The following is a 16,587-nucleotide window of genomic DNA, read 5'->3' as shown; positions in this document are numbered from 1 at the left end:
GAATTTTCTGTAAATTCGATATTTTGTATAATACTGCGAAACATGACATATATCAATTGACCCTGCGGGTGTGGCGTGAAAAAATTCAGATAATTATGAAAACTCAACATATCCAAATGACGCCGCTGATCCTGACCTTCGTCAGCCATTTCGGCGAGATGGGCAGCCGCTGGGGCTTTAACCGGACAGTGGGGCAAGTGTACGCCTTGTTGTTTGTCGCAGAGCATCCTTTACACGCGGATGAAATCGCGGAACACCTGAGTTTTTCACGCTCGAACGTGAGCATCGGCTTGAAGGAATTGCAGGGCTGGGGCTTGATCCGCCAGTCGCGCATCCCCGGCGACCGGCGCGAGTATTTTTCCTCGCTGGGCGATGTGTGGCAAATCTTCCGCGTGGTGGCCGCCGAGCGCCGCCGCCGCGAGGTGGCGCCCACCTTGACGGTGCTGCGCGAATCGCTGCTGGCGCCGGCCACGGAACCCGTCGACCAGTATGCGCAGGAGCGCATGCGCGAAATGTATGAACTGGTCGACCTGGCCAACACCTGGTTCGACGACTTGCAGCGCCTGTCGCCCGAATCGATGGCGCAGCTGATGAAAATGGGCGCCAAAGTACAAAAATTGCTCAACGCCAAGGATCGCCTGTTCGGCGTCAGCAATAACAGCGACTGAAACCCGCCTCCCCTCCCCCTAATCAAGGCATTGCTAGCACAAGCTGGCATGCCTTGTCACGCCATTTCCGCTCGCCGTGCAGGCATTCGCCAGCACAGCCATACATAGCCGTATGCGATGTTGTCAAGCATGCCAATAGCATTATTTAAATTGTATTAATTTACATCAAGACTAAGCTTGCATATGCGTACTCACGCAAAGGCGACCGGGCGACAAGTCGACCTCCCTGACCGGATGGCGCGCACCCTGAAGCAGTGAAATGTCTGCAATAAAATAAAAGGGGATTTTCATGAAAAGCATAACAAGCATTGCCATACGGGCATCCATGCTGGCCGCCCTGACGGCCTGCATGGGTGTGGCACAGGCTGCCACATGGGTCGATGTGGGACCGGCCAGCGGTTTCAGCATCGAAGGCAGCACCGTCACTTACTCGCCGTCACCTGCCCTCATGGTGAAATACTATGACGACAATCTCGTGCCGCAGAGTCCCACCGACATCCAGGGCTATATCAACGGCGTTTTCGGCACCAGCCTGGGTGCGGCCGTCTCGTTTTGCGACAATGCCACCTCAGGCTGCACCGCGGGCACCACGGCAGGCGCCAGCGGCGGGGTGAATTCCTTCACGAGTGCGGCGGACTATGATTACCTGGCCATCCATTTCGGCCAGGGCGAACTGGTCTTCCACTGGGCAGCGCCCGTCGCAGCCGGCACGACCTTCACGGTGGAAGGCTTGCCCAAGGACCTGAGCAATTACCGCGCCTACGTTTCCGCCATCCCTGAACCGGAAACCTATGCCATGCTGCTCGCCGGCCTGGGCCTGCTCGGCGTCCTGGCGCGCCGCCGCCAGGCAAAATAAGAGCATCGGGCAAGACCCGCAACACGGCGCCGGCGCACCCATGTTTACAGCGCGCTTGCGCCGCGCCGCTCACTCTTTACACCGTCTTTATGCCCCTCCCGCTATGCTGACCGGCATCTTCAGTCATCGTTGCGAGGGAGCCCACATGCATGAATCCCCATTCCAGCCGCGCGCGCGCCATGCGCTGCGCCAGCACTTGCCCGTGCGCGAACGGCTGCGCCTGGCACGCCTGGCCAGCAAGAAAGTGCTGTCGCTGTGTTCCGCGCTGCTGTGCGCGGCGCCGCTGCTGTATTTGCTGAGCTTAGTGCTGGGCGCGCAGCCCTGAACAGCTGCGCGAAAACCGGATGTGGGGGAAAGATGGGGTGCGTAGCGTTGCGGCAGCTTGGCGCCGCATGATCGTGGCCAGTATGAAACTGGTCCGCCCAGAGGGAATCGAACCCCCATTCACGGTTTAGAAGACCGTTGTCCTATCCGTTGAACGATGGGCGGAGAGGTGCAGTATTTTAATCCATGCGCGCCAGCAATGAAATGCCAGCGCGGAATAGAAAACGGGCTGTCATTTCTGACAGCCCGCTTATGACTTTGGTCGGAGTACAAGGATTCGAACCTTGGACCCCCTGGTCCCAAACCAGGTGCGCTACCGGGCTGCGCCACACTCCGAAGACAAGATAATAACGCCCCCACCCAATTTCGTCAATTGCCATAGACGAATTAGATGGAAATAACTATCGGCGCCTGCCTTTACACAGCCACTTTATCCGCAATGCGGCGCGCCATCGACTCGGCCTTTTCCTTATCTTTCGCCTCGACCATCACGCGGATCAGCGGCTCGGTGCCGGAAGCGCGGATCAGCACGCGGCCCGTGTCGCCCAGCTCGGCCTCGACCAGTTCTTTCTCGGCCACCATGGCGGCATTTTTTTGCCAGTCGAAACCGGGCGCCACGCGCAGGTTGATCAGGGTTTGCGGGAACAGCACCAGTTCGGCCAGGCATTGCTGCAGGCTCTGGCCGCTGCGCTTGAGGGCGGACAATACTTGCAGCGCGGAAACGATGCCGTCGCCCGTCGTGTGCTTGTCCAGGCACAGCAGATGGCCGGAACCTTCGCCACCCAGTATCCAGCCCTTTTCCTTCATGACTTCCAGCACGTAGCGGTCGCCCACCTTGGCGCGCGCAAAGCCGATGCCCTGCTGCTTGAACAACACTTCCAGCGCCATATTCGTCATCAGGGTACCGACGGCGCCGGCCACGGGGCCTGTCGCCAGGCGGTCCTTGACCATGACGTACAACAACTCGTCGCCGTTATACAGGCGGCCCGTGGCATCGCACATGATCAGGCGGTCGGCGTCGCCATCGAGGGCGATGCCCAGGTCGGCGCCGTGCTCGACGACGGCTTCGGCCATGGCCTTGGTTGCCGTGGCGCCGAAGCCAGCATTGATGTTGAAACCGTCCGGCTTGTTGCCGATGGCGATGACTTCCGCGCCCAGCTCATGGAACACGTGCGGCGCGATATGGTAGGCGGCGCCATGCGCGCAATCGACGACGATCTTCAGGCCGCGCAAGTCCAGCTCGTTCGGGAAGGTGCCCTTGCAAAATTCGATGTAGCGGCCCTGGGCATCGTCCAGGCGCTTGGCGCGGCCCAGCTTGTCCGACGGCACGCAAGCCATGGGCTCGTCGAGTGCCGCCTCGATTTCCAGTTCCACGCTGTCGGGCAGCTTGGTGCCCTGGCCGGAAAAGAACTTGATGCCATTGTCGTGGTACGGGTTGTGCGAAGCGGAAATGACGACGCCGGCCGACAGGCGCAGCGCCCGCGTCAGGTAGGCGATTGCCGGGGTCGGCATGGGGCCGGCCAGCATCACATCCACGCCGGCGGCCGACAGGCCCGCTTCCAGCGCCGCTTCCAGCATGTAGCCGGAAATGCGCGTGTCCTTGCCGATCAGCACCGTCGGTCGCGTCTTGCCGCCTTGCGACTTGGCCAGCACCTTGCCGGCAGCATAGCCGAGGCGCATGACGAAGTCGGGGGTGATCGGAGCCGTGCCCACCAGGCCGCGGATGCCATCCGTGCCAAAATATTTACGCGTCATAGTATTTCTCTTTTTGTTGTTTATGATAAATCTTACAGGCTCAGTGTGCCATGCGCCAGACCTTCAGTGCATCGACGGTTTCAGCTACATCATGCACACGGATAATTTCCGCACCTTGCGCTACCGCAGCAAGTGCACCGGCGACACTGCCGGCCAGGCGCTGCTCGACGGGACGCCCCGTGACGGCGCCGATCATCGACTTGCGCGACAGCCCGGCCAGCACAGGCAGGCCCAGTTCGCTGCGCAACTGGCGCGTGGCGCGCAATAAGGCGTAGTTCTGCTCCACCGTCTTGCCGAAGCCAAAGCCAGGATCGACGCACAGGCGCTCGCGGGCGATGCCGGCCGCCGTCATCGTGTCGATGCGCTCGCGCAGGAAGTCGATGACTTCGCGCACCACGTCTTCGTACTGCGGCTGGGCTTGCATAGTTTCCGGCACGTTTTGCATGTGCATGATGCACAACGCGCAATCGCTGTCCCGCACGGCGTCGATGGCGCCCGGCGCGCGGAAACCGTTGATATCGTTGATCATGTCTGCGCCCGCCAGGATGGCTTCGCGCATCACTTCCGGCTTGTAGGTGTCGACGGACAGGGGCTTGCCGCAGTCGCGCAAGGCGTACAGCACCGGCATGACGCGCTGCAACTCATCTTGCAGCGGCAGCGGCGGCGCGCCGGGACGGCTCGATTCGCCGCCGATGTCGATGATGTCGACACCGTCCATGATCATCTGCTCGGCGCGGGAAATGGCAAATTCCAGGTGCTGGTACTGGCCCGCATCGGAAAACGAGTCGGGCGTGATGTTCAGGATGCCCATCACCAGCGCCTGCGTGCCCTGCAGGTTGAAGCCGAAACGGCCGAATTGCAAATAGTGTCGCATGTGAATCTTTGTAGTCGTCAGGAAAAAACTGCTGCGGCAACGAAAAAGGGCAAGGATTGCTCCTTACCCTTCTCTTGCATGCCACTAATCAGGCAGTGGTCGCTATCAGGCTGGCGCCGTCACGTTAGGCGAGATGCCGCCCGTGCCGCTGTCGCCCGCATTGCGGCGTGGCGGGATGACTTTCGGTGGACGCGGCTCCAGGCCGGCCATGATGTCATTGATTTGCTCTGCATCAATGGTTTCCCATTCCAGCAAGGCTTTGGTCATCATTTCGACCTTGTCGCGGTTGCCTTCCAGCAAGGTGCGCGCCAAAGCATATTGCTTGTCGAGAATGTTGCGGATTTCAGCATCGACCTTTTGCTGCGTCGCTTCCGAGATCGTCTTCGTGGCGCCACCGAAGAAACCTTCGTTTTCGCTGTCTTCGTAGACCATCACGCCCATGCTGTCGGACATGCCGAAGCGGGTCACCATGGAACGGGCCAGCTTGGTGGCACGCGAAAAGTCGTTCGACGCACCCGTGGACATTTGTCCCACGAAAATCTCTTCGGCGATACGGCCACCGAACAGGATGGAAATTTCTTCCAGCATCTTGTCCTTGTAGGCGGACAGATTGTCGTGTTCCGGCAACTGCCACGTCAGGCCCAGGGCCCAGCCGCGCGGCATGATCGTTACCTTGTGCACGGGATCGGCCTTCGGCAGCAGCTTGGCGACGACGGCGTGACCGGACTCATGGTAAGCCGTATTGCGACGCTCTTCCTCGCGGATGATCATCGATTTACGCTCGGGACCCATGTAGATCTTGTCTTTCGCATCTTCGAAGTCCGCCATTTCCACCAGGCGCTTGCTGCGGCGCGCGGCGAACAGGGCTGCCTCGTTGACCAGGTTGGCCAGGTCCGCGCCCGAGAAACCGGGGGTGCCGCGGGCCAGGATATCGGCTTTCACGTCGGTACCGATAGGCACTTTGCGCATGTGCACGTTCAAGATCTGCTCGCGGCCGCGGATATCGGGCAAGCCGACGGACACCTGGCGGTCGAAACGCCCCGGACGCAGCAGCGCTTTGTCGAGCACGTCGGCGCGGTTGGTGGCGGCCACGACGATCACGCCGGAGTTCGCTTCAAAACCGTCCATCTCGACCAGCAACTGGTTCAGGGTCTGTTCGCGCTCGTCATTGCCGCCGCCCATGCCGGCGCCGCGGTGACGGCCGACAGCGTCGATCTCGTCGATGAAGATGATGCATGGCGAATGCTTTTTCGCGTTTTCGAACATGTCGCGCACGCGGCTGGCGCCGACGCCGACGAACATTTCCACGAAGTCGGAACCGGAAATTGAGAAGAACGGCACCTTGGCTTCGCCGGCGATGGCGCGCGCCAGCAGGGTTTTACCCGTGCCCGGAGGACCGACCATCAGCACGCCGCGGGGAATGCGGCCGCCCAGTTTCTGGAATTTGCTCGGATCCTTGAGGAAGTCGACCACTTCGTTGACTTCTTCTTTCGCTTCGTCGCAACCGGCGACATCGGCGAAGGTGACGGTGTTGCTGGCTTCATCCATCATGCGCGCCTTCGACTTGCCGAACGAGAATGCCCCGCCCTTGCCGCCGCCTTGCATCTGACGCATGAAGAAGACCCAGACGCCGATCAACAGCAGCATGGGGAACCAGGAAACAAAAATAGTTTGCAGGAAAGACGCTTCCTCGGGCGGACGCACATCGAAATGCACGCCATTATCGCGCAAGTCGCCGATCAAGCCCTTGTCGAGGCTGGTGGCGGTGGTACGCACCTTAGTGTCGTCCATCAGCTTGGCGGTGATCGACGAACCTTCGATCACGACATCCTTGACGCGCTTGGCTTTGACTTCATCCAGCAAATCGGAATAAGCGATGGCCTTGCTGCCGCCTGTGGCGCCATGACTGTCGAATTGCTTGAACAGCATGAACAACAGCAGCAATACGACTACCCAGATGGCAGATTTGGAAAACATGTTATTCACGAAGACTCCTTGGATGCAGTGCGCATCTCTTTACCTATAGCTAGAAACACGATTTTACTCGCAATAAGCGGGCCGTGCCAAAGCCCGCCGATCCGTGCGCGCGAAAAAATCGCGTTCACGCAAAAAAATGCAGTATAAACAATTTAGGCTTTTATGCCATCAGACGCTACTGCACTTCTCGTTCCCATGTGCGGATTCCCTCTTAAATATCAAGGGCGGAATCATCTTCTTCCACGGCATTTTTCAGCGGATTCTTGATTCCACGGCCCATCAGGAAGATTTCCGACGATTTATCGCGGCTGGCCTTGGGCTTTTTCTGCACGACGACCTTGAATTCGGCGCGGAATTTCTCCACGATCTGACTGAAACCCATGTCCTTGAAGCATTTCACCAGCAGCACGCCAGACGGCTTCAGGTGCAATTGCGAGAATTCGATGGCCAGGTCGATCAAGTGTTCCATGCGCGCGGCATCCGCCGTGGCGATGCCCGACAGGTTGGGCGCCATGTCCGACAGGACCAGGTCGACCTTGCGGCCCTGCAACACCACTTCCAGCTGGCGCAGCACGCGCGCTTCGCGGAAGTCGCCCTGGATGAAGTGGAAATCGGCAATCGGCTCCATTTCCAGCATGTCCAGGCCAATCAGGGTACCATTGACCCCGCCGCCGTCCTTGCCAGCCAGCTTGCGCCGCGTGTACTGGGCCCAGCTGCCAGGAGTGCAACCCAGGTCGACGATCACCTGGCCAGGTTTGATCAGTTTCTCGTCTTCATCGATTTCTTTCAGCTTGTATGCTGCCCGGGCGCGGTAGCCCTCTTTTTGCGCCAACTTCACATAAGGATCATTTATGTGGTCGTGCAACCAGTTTTTGTTTAATTTCTTCTTTGCCATTCGCGTAGAATACTGCTTTTAAGGGAATTACTAAATATTATTATGCTAAAACTTACACCCGTAGAGCGCAGCGCACTGCGCGCCGAAGCACACGCGCTGAAGCCTATCGTCATTATTGGCGAAGCGGGCTTGACACCTGCTGTCCTCAAAGAGATCGACCTTGGCCTGGATTCGCACGGTCTGATTAAAGTCCGCGTGTTCGGCGACGACCGCGAAGCCCGCGTCGGAATGTACGATACGATTTGCGGCAATCTCGGCGCCGCCCCGGTACAACATATTGGCAAACTGCTGGTAATCTACCGTCCGAAAAAAGAAGTGGTTAAGGAGAAGGTCAGCGCCGGCAAAGGCATGCGCGAAGTGACCATCGTCAAGGCCAGCGCCAGCGGCACCAAGCGCCCGAGCGTGACGAAAGTCATGATCAAGGGCAATGAGCGCGTTACCGAAGGCGGTTCCATCAAGCGTGCCAAGCCACGTCAGAAAAGCGCCAAGAAAAGCGCACTGGGCAGCAAGTAAGCCTGTTCACCCGGCCACCGCAAGGCGGCCGGGCTTGAAACAAGAAGCGGAGCACGGGATATTCCCTGCTCCGCTTTTTTATTGCTGCTGATTCAAGATTACTGCTGTTTCCAGATCAGCACGCCCGCCAGCAGGCTCTGCACAGCAAAGATCAGGGTCGACACGCCATGCAGCATGCCGAAGCGGCTGCGCATGGCCTCGTCCATGAGGCCCGACGGCGCTTGCGCCTTGATTTCGGCCATCAGGGGCGAAATGCCGAAATGGCTGAGCAGCGCGCACACCAGCATCGATAGTACCAATGCGGCCAGCAAGCGCCGGCGCTTCAGTTCCAGCGCGCCCGCGCCCCATTGCAACAGGGCCAGCAGCACCAGCGCACAGGCGATGGACAGCCAGGCCTCGGCGCGGAACATGCTGCCGGCGATATTGCCCGCCAGCACGCGGTCACTGAGGGTGCCGAACAGGGTGGGCGCCACGATGAAGCCGATGGTCCACAGGCTGCCGGCCCACAGGGTGGCAACGAGGAGGCGCACGCGCGTCAGCATCAGATGTACAGCACTTCCAGGATTTCGTATTCGCGCGGGCCGGACGGCGCCTGCACTTCCACCACGTCGCCGGCGTACTTGCCGATCAGCGCGCGGGCGATCGGGGACGTCACGGAAACCTTGTTCATTTTCAAGTCGGCTTCATCGAGGCCGACGATCTGATACGTGACTTTCTGGCCCGATTCCAGGTCTTCCAGGTTCACGGTCGAGGCAAACACCACGCGGCCTTCCGCGTCGAGCGCGGTCGGGTCGATGATTTGCGCTGCACCCAGCTTGCCTTCGAGCTCGGCGATGCGGCCTTCGACGAAGGCCTGGCGTTCCTTGGCGGCATCGTACTCGGCGTTTTCCGACAAATCTCCGTGCGAACGCGCTTCGGCGATCGCATCGATGACGATGCGGCGTTCCTTGGTCTTCAAATGATGCAGCTCTTCCTTCAAGAGTTCTGCGCCGTATTTGGTCAATGGGACTGAGGTCATGTTATCTCTACTATCTGCTAGTTATCGGCGCCGCTGTCCGTGTTTTGCCACGGTTAACGGACTTACCAAGTGAAAACCACAGAGGCCGCGCGCTGCTCTGCACGGAACTCTGTGGTTGATAAGCATGCAGTGTACCGCCTAACGGCGGCCACTGCAAACGCACTTAGTTCAAGGTCTTGTGCAGACCTTGCAAATCGTACACACGCAGCTCATCCAGGTGGCGGATGCCTTCGACGGCCGCTTCCGCGCCGGCGATGGTGGTGTAGGTCGTCACGCGCGACGCCAGGGCCGACGTGCGGATGGCCCGCGAATCGACGATGGCGCTGCGTTTTTCTTCCACGGTGTTGATCACCAGCACGATTTCATGGTTCTTGATCATGTCGACCACGTGCGGACGGCCTTCGATCACCTTGTTCACTGGCGTGACGGCGATGCCGGCAGCAGCGATCACGGCGGCGGTACCCTTGGTGGCGACCACGGTGAAGCCGGACTCGACCAGGTCACGCGCCACTTGCACGGCGCGCGGCTTGTCCGACGCTTTCACGCTGATGAAGACCTTGCCCGATTTTGGCAGGTTCACGCCGGCGCCCAGTTGCGATTTCACAAACGCTTCGCCGAACGTCAGGCCCACGCCCATGACTTCGCCCGTCGATTTCATTTCAGGGCCCAGGATGGTGTCCACGCCAGGGAACTTGACGAACGGGAACACGGCTTCCTTGACGCTGAAATACGGCGGCACGACTTCCTGCGTGATGCCTTGCGATGCCAGCGACTGGCCCACCATGCAGCGCGCGGCGATCTTCGCCAGTTGCAGGCCCGTGGCTTTCGAGACGAAAGGCACGGTGCGCGAAGCGCGTGGATTGACTTCCAGCACGAAGACGACGTCTTTCATTTCGCCGTCGATCTCTTGCTTCTGGATCGCGAACTGCACGTTCATCAGGCCGACCACGTTCAAGCCCTTGGCCATCAGCGCCGTCTGGCGTTTCAGTTCTTCAATGGTTTCCGGCGCCAGCGAATATGGTGGCAGCGAGCAAGCCGAGTCGCCCGAGTGGACGCCAGCCTGTTCGATGTGTTCCATCACGCCGCCGATGAACGTCGTTTCGCCGTCGGAGATGCAATCGACGTCGCACTCGATGGCGTCGTTCAGGAAGCGGTCCAGCAGCACCGGCGAATCGTGCGAGACCTTGACGGCTTCGCGCATGTAGCGCTCGAGGTCGCGTTGCTCGTGGACGATTTCCATGGCGCGGCCGCCCAGCACGTACGAAGGACGCACGACCAGCGGGTAGCCGATTTCCTGCGCCAGCGCCAGGGCGTCGGCTTCCGTGCGCGCGGTGCGGTTAGGCGGCTGGCGCAGTTCCAGCTTGTGCAGCATTTGCTGGAAACGCTCGCGGTCTTCGGCCGCATCGATCATGTCGGGCGACGTGCCGATGATAGGCACGCCATTGGCTTCCAGGTCCAGCGCCAGTTTCAATGGCGTCTGGCCGCCGTACTGCACGATCACGCCAACCGGTTTTTCGATGGCGACGATTTCCAGCACGTCTTCCAAGGTCAAGGATTCGAAGTACAGGCGGTCCGAGGTATCGTAGTCGGTTGAAACCGTTTCTGGGTTGCAATTGACCATGATGGTTTCGTAGCCGTCTTCGCGCATGGCGAGGGCCGCGTGGACGCAGCAATAGTCAAATTCGATACCCTGGCCGATACGGTTCGGGCCACCGCCCAGCACCATGATCTTTTTCTTGTCGGTCGGATTCGATTCGCACTCTTCGTCGTACGTGGAATACATGTACGCCGTGTCGGTCGAGAATTCCGCCGCGCAGGTATCGACGCGCTTGTAGACGGGACGGATGTTGAGCGCATGGCGCTGCTGGCGCACGGCCGTGTCGGTCGTCTGCAGCAGGAAGCCCAGGCGGCGGTCCGAGAAGCCCTTCTGTTTCAACTTGTACAGGGTGTTCTTGTCCAGGTTTTCCAGCTTCTGCGTGTCCAGCCACAGTTCCAGGTCGACGATTTCCTTGATCTGGATCAGGAACCATGGGTCGATCTTGGTGAGTTGGTGCACTTCTTCCAGGGTGAAACCCTGGGCAAACGCGTCGCCCACGTACCAGATGCGCTCAGGACCAGGCTCGCCCAGTTCTTCTTCGATCTTTTCGCGGTCCTTGGTCTTTTCGTTCATGCCATCCACGCCCACTTCCAGGCCGCGCAAGGCTTTCTGGAACGATTCCTGGAAGGTACGGCCGATGGCCATCACTTCGCCGACGGATTTCATCTGCGTCGTCAGGTGGTGGTCGGCGGTCGGGAACTTCTCGAACGTAAAACGGGGAATCTTCGTGACGACGTAATCGATCGACGGCTCGAACGATGCCGGCGTGGCGCCGCCCGTGATTTCATTGCGCAGCTCGTCCAGGGTGAAGCCGACGGCCAGCTTGGCGGCGATTTTTGCGATCGGGAAACCAGTCGCTTTCGATGCCAGGGCCGACGAACGCGATACGCGCGGGTTCATCTCGATGACGATCATGCGGCCATCGACGGGGTTGATCGAGAATTGCACGTTCGAGCCACCGGTGTCGACGCCGATCTCGCGCAGCACTGCCAGGGAGGCATTGCGCATGATCTGGTATTCCTTGTCCGTCAGCGTTTGCGCTGGCGCCACCGTGATGGAGTCGCCCGTGTGCACGCCCATCGGGTCGAGGTTTTCGATCGAGCAAATGATGATGCAGTTGTCCGCCTTGTCGCGCACCACTTCCATCTCGTACTCTTTCCAGCCCAGCAAAGATTCTTCGATCAGCAGCTCTTTCGTCGGCGATGCTTCCAGGCCGCGCTTGCAGATGGTTTCGAATTCTTCTTCGTTGTAGGCGATGCCGCCGCCGGAACCGCCCATGGTGAACGATGGACGGATGATGGTCGGGAAGCCCAGCGTGCGCTGCACGGCCCACGATTCTTCCATCGAGTGCGCCACGCCGGAACGGGCCGAACCGAGGCCGATCTTGGTCATCGCGTCCTTGAACTTGGAACGGTCTTCCGCCTTGTCGATGGCTTCCGGCGATGCGCCGATCAGCTCGACGTTATATTTTGCCAGCACGCCATTGTTGAACAGGTCCAGCGCGCAGTTCAGCGCCGTCTGGCCGCCCATCGTCGGCAGGATGGCGTCTGGACGCTCCTTGGCGATGATGCGTTCAACGACCGACCAGGTGATCGGTTCGATATAGGTCACGTCGGCCATTTCCGGATCCGTCATGATGGTCGCAGGATTGCTGTTGACCAGGATGACTTTGTAGCCCTCTTCGCGCAGGGCCTTGCACGCTTGCGCGCCGGAATAATCGAATTCGCAGGCCTGGCCGATCACGATCGGGCCAGCGCCAATAATCAGAATACTTTTGATATCTAAACGTTTAGGCATTTTTCTTTTTCTCCTCCGCAGCCATCAAGTTGATGAAGCGGTCAAACAGGTAAGCAACATCCATCGGGCCCGGCGACGCTTCAGGGTGGCCCTGGAAGCAGAAGGCCGGCTTGTCCGTGCGGGCAAAGCCCTGCAGGGAGCCGTCGAACAGCGATTCATGGGTCACGCGGCAGTTCGCGGGCAAGGTTGCCGCGTCGACTGCGAAACCGTGGTTTTGCGAGGTGATCAAGACCTGTTTCGTTTCCAGGTCTTGCACCGGGTGGTTGGCGCCGTGGTGGCCGAACTTCATCTTCAGCGTTTTCGCGCCGGAAGCGATCGCCATGATCTGGTGGCCGAGGCAGATGCCGAAGGTCGGGATGCCCTTCTCAATCAATTCCTTGGTCGCCGCGATGGCGTAGTCGCACGGTTCCGGGTCGCCGGGGCCGTTCGACAGGAAGATGCCGTCCGGATTGAGCGCCAGGGCGTCGGCAGCCGTCGCTTGCGCGGGCAGCACGGTGACTTTGCAGCCGCGCGCCGTCAGCATGCGCAGGATATTGCGCTTGACGCCGTAGTCGAAGGCGACCACGTGGTATTTCGCGTCCGCGTCGGCCAGCTGGCCGTAGCCTTCGCCCAAGGTCCATTCCGTTTCGCGGTACTCGTAGGCGTCCTTGCTGGACACGACCTTGGCCAGGTCCATGCCGGCCAGGCCGGGGAAGGAACGGGCCAGTTCCAGCGCTTGCGCGGCGGATGGCTCGTTGCCTTGCGTACCGACGAGGATGGCGCCGCCCTGCGCACCTTTTTCACGCAGGATGCGCGTGAGCTTGCGAGTATCGATGCCGGCGATGGCGACGATATTTTCAGCTTTCAGGTAATCGGACAGGGAGAGGGTGGAACGGAAACTGGATGCCAGCAATGGCAGATCGCGGATGATGAGGCCAGCGGCGTGAACCTTGGAAGATTCGACGTCTTCCGGATTGACGCCCGTATTGCCGATATGCGGATAGGTCAGGGTGACCATCTGGCGGCAATAGCTTGGGTCGGTAAGGATTTCCTGATACCCGGTCATCGAGGTGTTGAAAACAACCTCGCCCGTGGTATGACCGGCGGCACCGATCGAAAAACCTTTAAAGATCGTTCCATCAGCAAGCGCTAATATGGCTGGAACGGCAGGGCCAGAAAAAAATGGCGGCAAGGGCAACTCCTGATAAAGTTACCGTAGCTGCGCCACGTCAGACCGACCGCCTAGATACCCGAGCCAGATGCACTCAGGGTGTTTCAACGGTCATTTTGAATGAGGGGATGGGTAGTCGCTACGGTATATGTGTGATTGGCTAAACCTTTGAATTATAACCAAAAGGAAGCTTTTCCACAAGGAAGAAAACTCGGAATCGGCGGCATTTTTTTGCGCAGCAGCATAAATCCCCCGCCCCATGAAAAAAGCCGCCCGGCTTGCGCGGGGCGGCTCATTCTGCAATTGCGGCTACTACTTAGGCCGTCAGGGCGGCAATGCCCGCTTTCGCGATTTGCGCGTCCTCGGCGGACTTGACGCCCGAGACGCCGACGGCGCCCACGTAGTGGCCGTCGAACACGATGGGCACGCCGCCTTCCAGCAAGCCGTCGATTTCCGGTGCGCTCAGGAACGAGACGCGGCCGCCGTTGATCATCTCTTCATAGATGCGCGATTCGCGGCGGCCCAGCGCGGCCGTCTTGGCTTTCGATGGGGCGATGTGCGACGAGATGGGCGCCACGCCATCCATGCGCTGCAGCCACAGCAGGTGGCCGCCGTCGTCGACGATGGCGATCGTGACCGCCCAGTTATTCTTGACCGCTTCCGCTTCGGCGGCGGCAGCGATTTTCTTTACGTCGTCCAGGGTCAAAATCGGTTTCGATTGCATGGTGCATCCTTGTTATGTTGAATCAAAATTGTATACGAAATGCGGGGCCAGAATAACGACTTACTGCTCGCGCTTGGCTTTCAGCTTTTGCTTGAGCTGCGCCATCACGGCAAAGGTCGCCTGCTCGCCCGCCAGGATCGCCTGGTTGCGGCTGTTGAAATCGTTGCCCTTCATGGTGCCCAGGCTGGGCTGGATCACCACGTCCGCATCCTTCAATTCGAACTGGTTGATGCGCTGGCCCATGATGGCGAAGGTCTGCATCAGCACTTCCATCGAGCTGATGGCCTTTTGCGTATCCGTTTGCGACGAGATATTCACGGCAATGATGAAATCGGCGCCCATGTCGCGCGCAAAGCGCACGGGCACGGGAGCGACGAGGCCGCCATCGACATAGGTGTGGCCCGCGATCGTCACGGGCTGGAACACGCCCGGCACGGCCGACGAGGCGCGCACGGCCATGCCGGTGTTGCCGCGCTGGAACAGGATCGGCTGGCCATTTTTCAGGTCGGTCGCCACCACGCCAAACGGAATTTTCAGTTTTTCCAGCGGCACGCCGCCCACGGCCTTGTTGACATAGCTTTGCAGCGCTTCACCCTTCAGCACGCCGGACGACTTGCCGAACAGGGGCAAGGCCCAGTCGGAAATGGCCGCCTCGTCCATGTCGAACGCCATCTTTTGCAGGGCGAAGCCGGAATTGCCCGCCGCATACATGGCGCCCACCACGCTGCCCGCGCTGGTGCCCGTGACGATGTCCGCGTTGATGCCCTGCGATTCGAGCGCCTTGATCACGCCGATGTGCGCGAACCCGCGCGCCGCGCCGCCGCCCAGGGCCAGGCCGATCTTGATCTTGCGCGGCGTGACGACGATGGGCTCGGGTGGCGTCAATACCTGGACGGGTTTCGGGGCGGTAGTTTCGCAGCCGGCCAGCGCAAAGGCGGCCAGGGCAAGCAGGGTCAGGCGTTTAGGGAACATGGTGGAGAATGAGAACCGCGCGCGGCAGTGGCAACAAAGGAGAGCCGATTGTAGCGCAAGCGGGGCCGCCCGCACTGAAGGCCGCCTTAAATGTTAATAAATAACAAGATTCTGAATCGTGCGCGCCACTGCGGCTGCTAGACTGGCGCCTGGCTTACCGCATCATTAATGTTGTTTTTAATATAATCAATTGCGCGCACCAGCCTGGCGCCGCAAGCCAACCTATATTGATCGGCTTATGAAAACAGACCTGTTACGCCTCATCGCCCATCCATGCCTGCTCGTTGCCGCCCTGCTGGGTGCGGCAGGCGCCAACGCCGTCGCGGCGACGCAGGGCGCCAATAACATCGCGGAGAAAATGGCGGGCTTTACCTGCACGGGGAACTTGCAGATGCCCATGGATCCGGGGGAGCACACGATAGCGCTCAGCTTTGACGCCCCCGACCAGCACGGGGCGCAAGGCACCCTCATGGTTGACGAGCGCGGCAAGGCGAGCAACTTCTACGACTGCCGGCAAAGCGGCGACAACCTGGCGTGCACGTATGACGCGGGACCGGCCAGCGGCCCTCTGACCATGCGCTTTAGCGGCAAATTGAAGGAAGTAAAGGGCGAGATCAATTCCCCGTTTGAAAACAGCGCCACCATGCACTTTTCCGCGCGCTGCCAAAAATCGGCGCAGTAGCCGCCAACCCTCCGGCGTCGCAGCGTCCTGTGTATTGCTCAACCCTGCTTGCTCAACCCTGCCCCTGGCCTGGCAGGCAGTCAACCTATAAACTCTTCTCACTCGCCGAATCACAGAACATGTCCGACGCATATCAATTTTCCGACAACCGCGCCCTGAGCGACCCGTTTGCCCAACAGCTATCACAGCAGCCGCCCGACGGCGCCCTCGCCTGGCTGACCGCCATCCTCGCCACGCAGGCGCCCGCGCTGCGCTCGTCGAACGCCACCTTGCTGGCCTACACGGGCAATCCGGACGCCCTCGCCTGGATCGACGCCAATGTGGGCTCGCCCGTGGCGGGACAATGGGGCGTGGCGGCGGCGCTGCTGGGCACGCCGTGGCCGCGCATCCTGGACTGGCTGCGGCGCGGCGGCCCGCACCGGCTGATGGCGCTCGACACCTTGCTCGCCTACCGCAAGCCGGCCGTCAATATGTCGCCGCTGGAACAGATCGCCGCCCCCGTGCTGCCGCAGGCGCCCGCGCGCGCCGACCTCGACGCCGCGCTGGCCGCCTGCCTGGCCGCCTCGGCGACGCCGCGCATCCAGGCGGCCGTCAACTCGATCCAGCAGCATGCGGACGACATCCTGCGCGGCGGCCCGCGCGGCGTGGCCGTGGCCGACTTGCCGCGCCTGTATCTGGACCCGGCGCCATTCCAGGATGCGTCCGCTATCCTGGAACGGCACGAAACGGTGGTCGCCGGCATGCGTGCAAACCTGCAGAACTTACTCAAGGGAATAGTGTGAAGA

The 16,587-nt window shown here is 60.3% G+C and carries 16 protein-coding genes and 2 tRNA genes; 6 read left to right on the top strand and 12 right to left on the bottom strand.

The features are described 5' to 3' along the window. Positions 1–116 precede the first annotated feature (116 nt). The 3 genes from NCG91_RS22220 (at position 117) to NCG91_RS22210 (ending at position 1,849) form a co-directional block, all read left to right on the top strand. Entirely contained in the window at positions 117–668 is a 552-nt protein-coding gene (locus NCG91_RS22220) for a GbsR/MarR family transcriptional regulator (protein WP_170909696.1), read from the top strand. 289 nt (positions 669–957) lie between these two features. Further along, on the top strand, positions 958–1,524 hold the full coding sequence (locus NCG91_RS22215) for a PEP-CTERM sorting domain-containing protein (RefSeq protein WP_251351228.1): 567 nt from the start codon (positions 958–960) through the stop codon (positions 1,522–1,524). 145 nt (positions 1,525–1,669) lie between these two features. Further along, positions 1,670–1,849 (top strand): hypothetical protein, encoded by a 180-nt coding sequence (locus NCG91_RS22210; RefSeq protein WP_251351227.1) that lies wholly within the window; start codon positions 1,670–1,672, stop codon positions 1,847–1,849. Between the two features lie 89 nt (positions 1,850–1,938). Here NCG91_RS22210 and NCG91_RS22205 read toward each other — a convergent pair. The 6 genes from NCG91_RS22205 to NCG91_RS22180 all read right to left on the bottom strand — a co-directional run bounded on the left by NCG91_RS22205 (position 1,939) and on the right by NCG91_RS22180 (position 7,349). Continuing rightward, positions 1,939–2,013: transfer RNA gene (locus NCG91_RS22205), tRNA-Arg, on the bottom strand. Between the two features lie 94 nt (positions 2,014–2,107). Then, positions 2,108–2,184, bottom strand: a tRNA-Pro gene (locus tag NCG91_RS22200). Positions 2,185–2,265: 81 nt separating this feature from the next. Continuing rightward, entirely contained in the window at positions 2,266–3,603 is a 1,338-nt protein-coding gene (gene glmM, locus NCG91_RS22195; protein WP_099664491.1) for a phosphoglucosamine mutase, read from the bottom strand. A 40-nt stretch (positions 3,604–3,643) separates the two neighbouring features. Then, positions 3,644–4,477, bottom strand: coding sequence for a dihydropteroate synthase (gene folP / locus NCG91_RS22190; protein ID WP_251351226.1), 834 nt, complete (start codon positions 4,475–4,477; stop codon positions 3,644–3,646). 105 nt (positions 4,478–4,582) lie between these two features. Further along, a complete protein-coding gene (gene ftsH, locus NCG91_RS22185) occupies positions 4,583–6,463 on the bottom strand; it encodes an ATP-dependent zinc metalloprotease FtsH (protein ID WP_035817778.1) in 1,881 nt (626 codons plus the stop codon). Positions 6,464–6,665: 202 nt separating this feature from the next. Further along, positions 6,666–7,349 carry an RlmE family RNA methyltransferase gene (locus NCG91_RS22180; RefSeq protein WP_034757436.1) on the bottom strand — a complete coding sequence of 228 codons (684 nt, stop codon included), beginning with the start codon at positions 7,347–7,349 and terminating at the stop codon, positions 6,666–6,668. Positions 7,350–7,391: 42 nt separating this feature from the next. Between NCG91_RS22180 and NCG91_RS22175 the strand changes: the two genes are divergently transcribed. After that, positions 7,392–7,862 carry a YhbY family RNA-binding protein gene (locus NCG91_RS22175; protein ID WP_010397237.1) on the top strand — a complete coding sequence of 157 codons (471 nt, stop codon included), beginning with the start codon at positions 7,392–7,394 and terminating at the stop codon, positions 7,860–7,862. Positions 7,863–7,960: 98 nt separating this feature from the next. Here NCG91_RS22175 and NCG91_RS22170 read toward each other — a convergent pair whose 3' ends face one another. From NCG91_RS22170 to NCG91_RS22145, 6 genes are all read right to left on the bottom strand, one after another. Continuing rightward, positions 7,961–8,404 carry a DUF4149 domain-containing protein gene (locus tag NCG91_RS22170; RefSeq protein ID WP_251351225.1) on the bottom strand — a complete coding sequence of 148 codons (444 nt, stop codon included), beginning with the start codon at positions 8,402–8,404 and terminating at the stop codon, positions 7,961–7,963. After that, complete coding sequence (gene greA / locus NCG91_RS22165; protein ID WP_034757428.1) at positions 8,404–8,880, bottom strand: transcription elongation factor GreA; 477 nt, start codon at positions 8,878–8,880, stop codon at positions 8,404–8,406. Before greA ends, NCG91_RS22170 begins: the two co-directional genes overlap by 1 nt. A gap of 163 nt (positions 8,881–9,043) precedes the next feature. Then, positions 9,044–12,274, bottom strand: coding sequence for a carbamoyl-phosphate synthase large subunit (carB, locus tag NCG91_RS22160; protein WP_034786033.1), 3,231 nt, complete (start codon positions 12,272–12,274; stop codon positions 9,044–9,046). After that, positions 12,267–13,445, bottom strand: a complete 1,179-nt coding sequence (gene carA / locus NCG91_RS22155; protein ID WP_251351224.1) for a glutamine-hydrolyzing carbamoyl-phosphate synthase small subunit — start codon at positions 13,443–13,445, stop codon at positions 12,267–12,269. Before carA ends, carB begins: the two co-directional genes overlap by 8 nt. 295 nt (positions 13,446–13,740) lie before the next feature. Beyond that, positions 13,741–14,148, bottom strand: a complete 408-nt coding sequence (locus NCG91_RS22150) for a GlcG/HbpS family heme-binding protein (protein ID WP_034786036.1) — start codon at positions 14,146–14,148, stop codon at positions 13,741–13,743. A 60-nt stretch (positions 14,149–14,208) separates the two neighbouring features. Continuing rightward, a complete protein-coding gene (locus NCG91_RS22145; protein WP_251351223.1) occupies positions 14,209–15,120 on the bottom strand; it encodes a patatin-like phospholipase family protein in 912 nt (303 codons plus the stop codon). Between the two features lie 238 nt (positions 15,121–15,358). Here NCG91_RS22145 and NCG91_RS22140 point away from each other — a divergent pair, with 238 nt between their 5' ends. Continuing rightward, the gene (locus NCG91_RS22140; RefSeq protein ID WP_251351222.1) at positions 15,359–15,802 is read left to right on the top strand and encodes a hypothetical protein; all 444 of its coding nucleotides are present in this window, start codon (positions 15,359–15,361) and stop codon (positions 15,800–15,802) included. Positions 15,803–15,921: 119 nt separating this feature from the next. Further along, the gene (locus NCG91_RS22135) at positions 15,922–16,584 is read left to right on the top strand and encodes a hypothetical protein (RefSeq protein ID WP_251351221.1); all 663 of its coding nucleotides are present in this window, start codon (positions 15,922–15,924) and stop codon (positions 16,582–16,584) included. Positions 16,585–16,587: the final 3 nt, after the last annotated feature.

Source organism: Janthinobacterium kumbetense, from assembly GCF_023703445.1.
GTDB classification, from domain to species: Bacteria; Pseudomonadota; Gammaproteobacteria; order Burkholderiales; family Burkholderiaceae_D; genus Janthinobacterium; species Janthinobacterium kumbetense.
The sequence above is the reverse complement of the archived record's forward strand: the minus strand, read 5'-3'. Positions and strand labels throughout refer to the sequence as shown.

What these genes read in the sequence shown, in the direction of transcription:
- NCG91_RS22220 (WP_170909696.1), top strand. Translation starts at nt 117, where the DNA reads ATGACGCCGCTGATCCTGACCTTCGTCAGCCATTTCGGCGAGATGGGC.
- NCG91_RS22215 (WP_251351228.1), top strand. Translation starts at nt 958, where the DNA reads ATGAAAAGCATAACAAGCATTGCCATACGGGCATCCATGCTGGCCGCC.
- NCG91_RS22210 (WP_251351227.1), top strand. Translation starts at nt 1,670, where the DNA reads ATGCATGAATCCCCATTCCAGCCGCGCGCGCGCCATGCGCTGCGCCAG.
- glmM (WP_099664491.1), bottom strand. Translation starts at nt 3,603, where the DNA reads ATGACGCGTAAATATTTTGGCACGGATGGCATCCGCGGCCTGGTGGGC.
- folP (WP_251351226.1), bottom strand. Translation starts at nt 4,477, where the DNA reads ATGCGACACTATTTGCAATTCGGCCGTTTCGGCTTCAACCTGCAGGGC.
- NCG91_RS22180 (WP_034757436.1), bottom strand. Translation starts at nt 7,349, where the DNA reads ATGGCAAAGAAGAAATTAAACAAAAACTGGTTGCACGACCACATAAAT.
- NCG91_RS22175 (WP_010397237.1), top strand. Translation starts at nt 7,392, where the DNA reads ATGCTAAAACTTACACCCGTAGAGCGCAGCGCACTGCGCGCCGAAGCA.
- NCG91_RS22170 (WP_251351225.1), bottom strand. Translation starts at nt 8,404, where the DNA reads ATGCTGACGCGCGTGCGCCTCCTCGTTGCCACCCTGTGGGCCGGCAGC.
- greA (WP_034757428.1), bottom strand. Translation starts at nt 8,880, where the DNA reads ATGACCTCAGTCCCATTGACCAAATACGGCGCAGAACTCTTGAAGGAA.
- carB (WP_034786033.1), bottom strand. Translation starts at nt 12,274, where the DNA reads ATGCCTAAACGTTTAGATATCAAAAGTATTCTGATTATTGGCGCTGGC.
- NCG91_RS22150 (WP_034786036.1), bottom strand. Translation starts at nt 14,148, where the DNA reads ATGCAATCGAAACCGATTTTGACCCTGGACGACGTAAAGAAAATCGCT.
- NCG91_RS22145 (WP_251351223.1), bottom strand. Translation starts at nt 15,120, where the DNA reads ATGTTCCCTAAACGCCTGACCCTGCTTGCCCTGGCCGCCTTTGCGCTG.
- NCG91_RS22140 (WP_251351222.1), top strand. Translation starts at nt 15,359, where the DNA reads ATGAAAACAGACCTGTTACGCCTCATCGCCCATCCATGCCTGCTCGTT.
- NCG91_RS22135 (WP_251351221.1), top strand. Translation starts at nt 15,922, where the DNA reads ATGTCCGACGCATATCAATTTTCCGACAACCGCGCCCTGAGCGACCCG.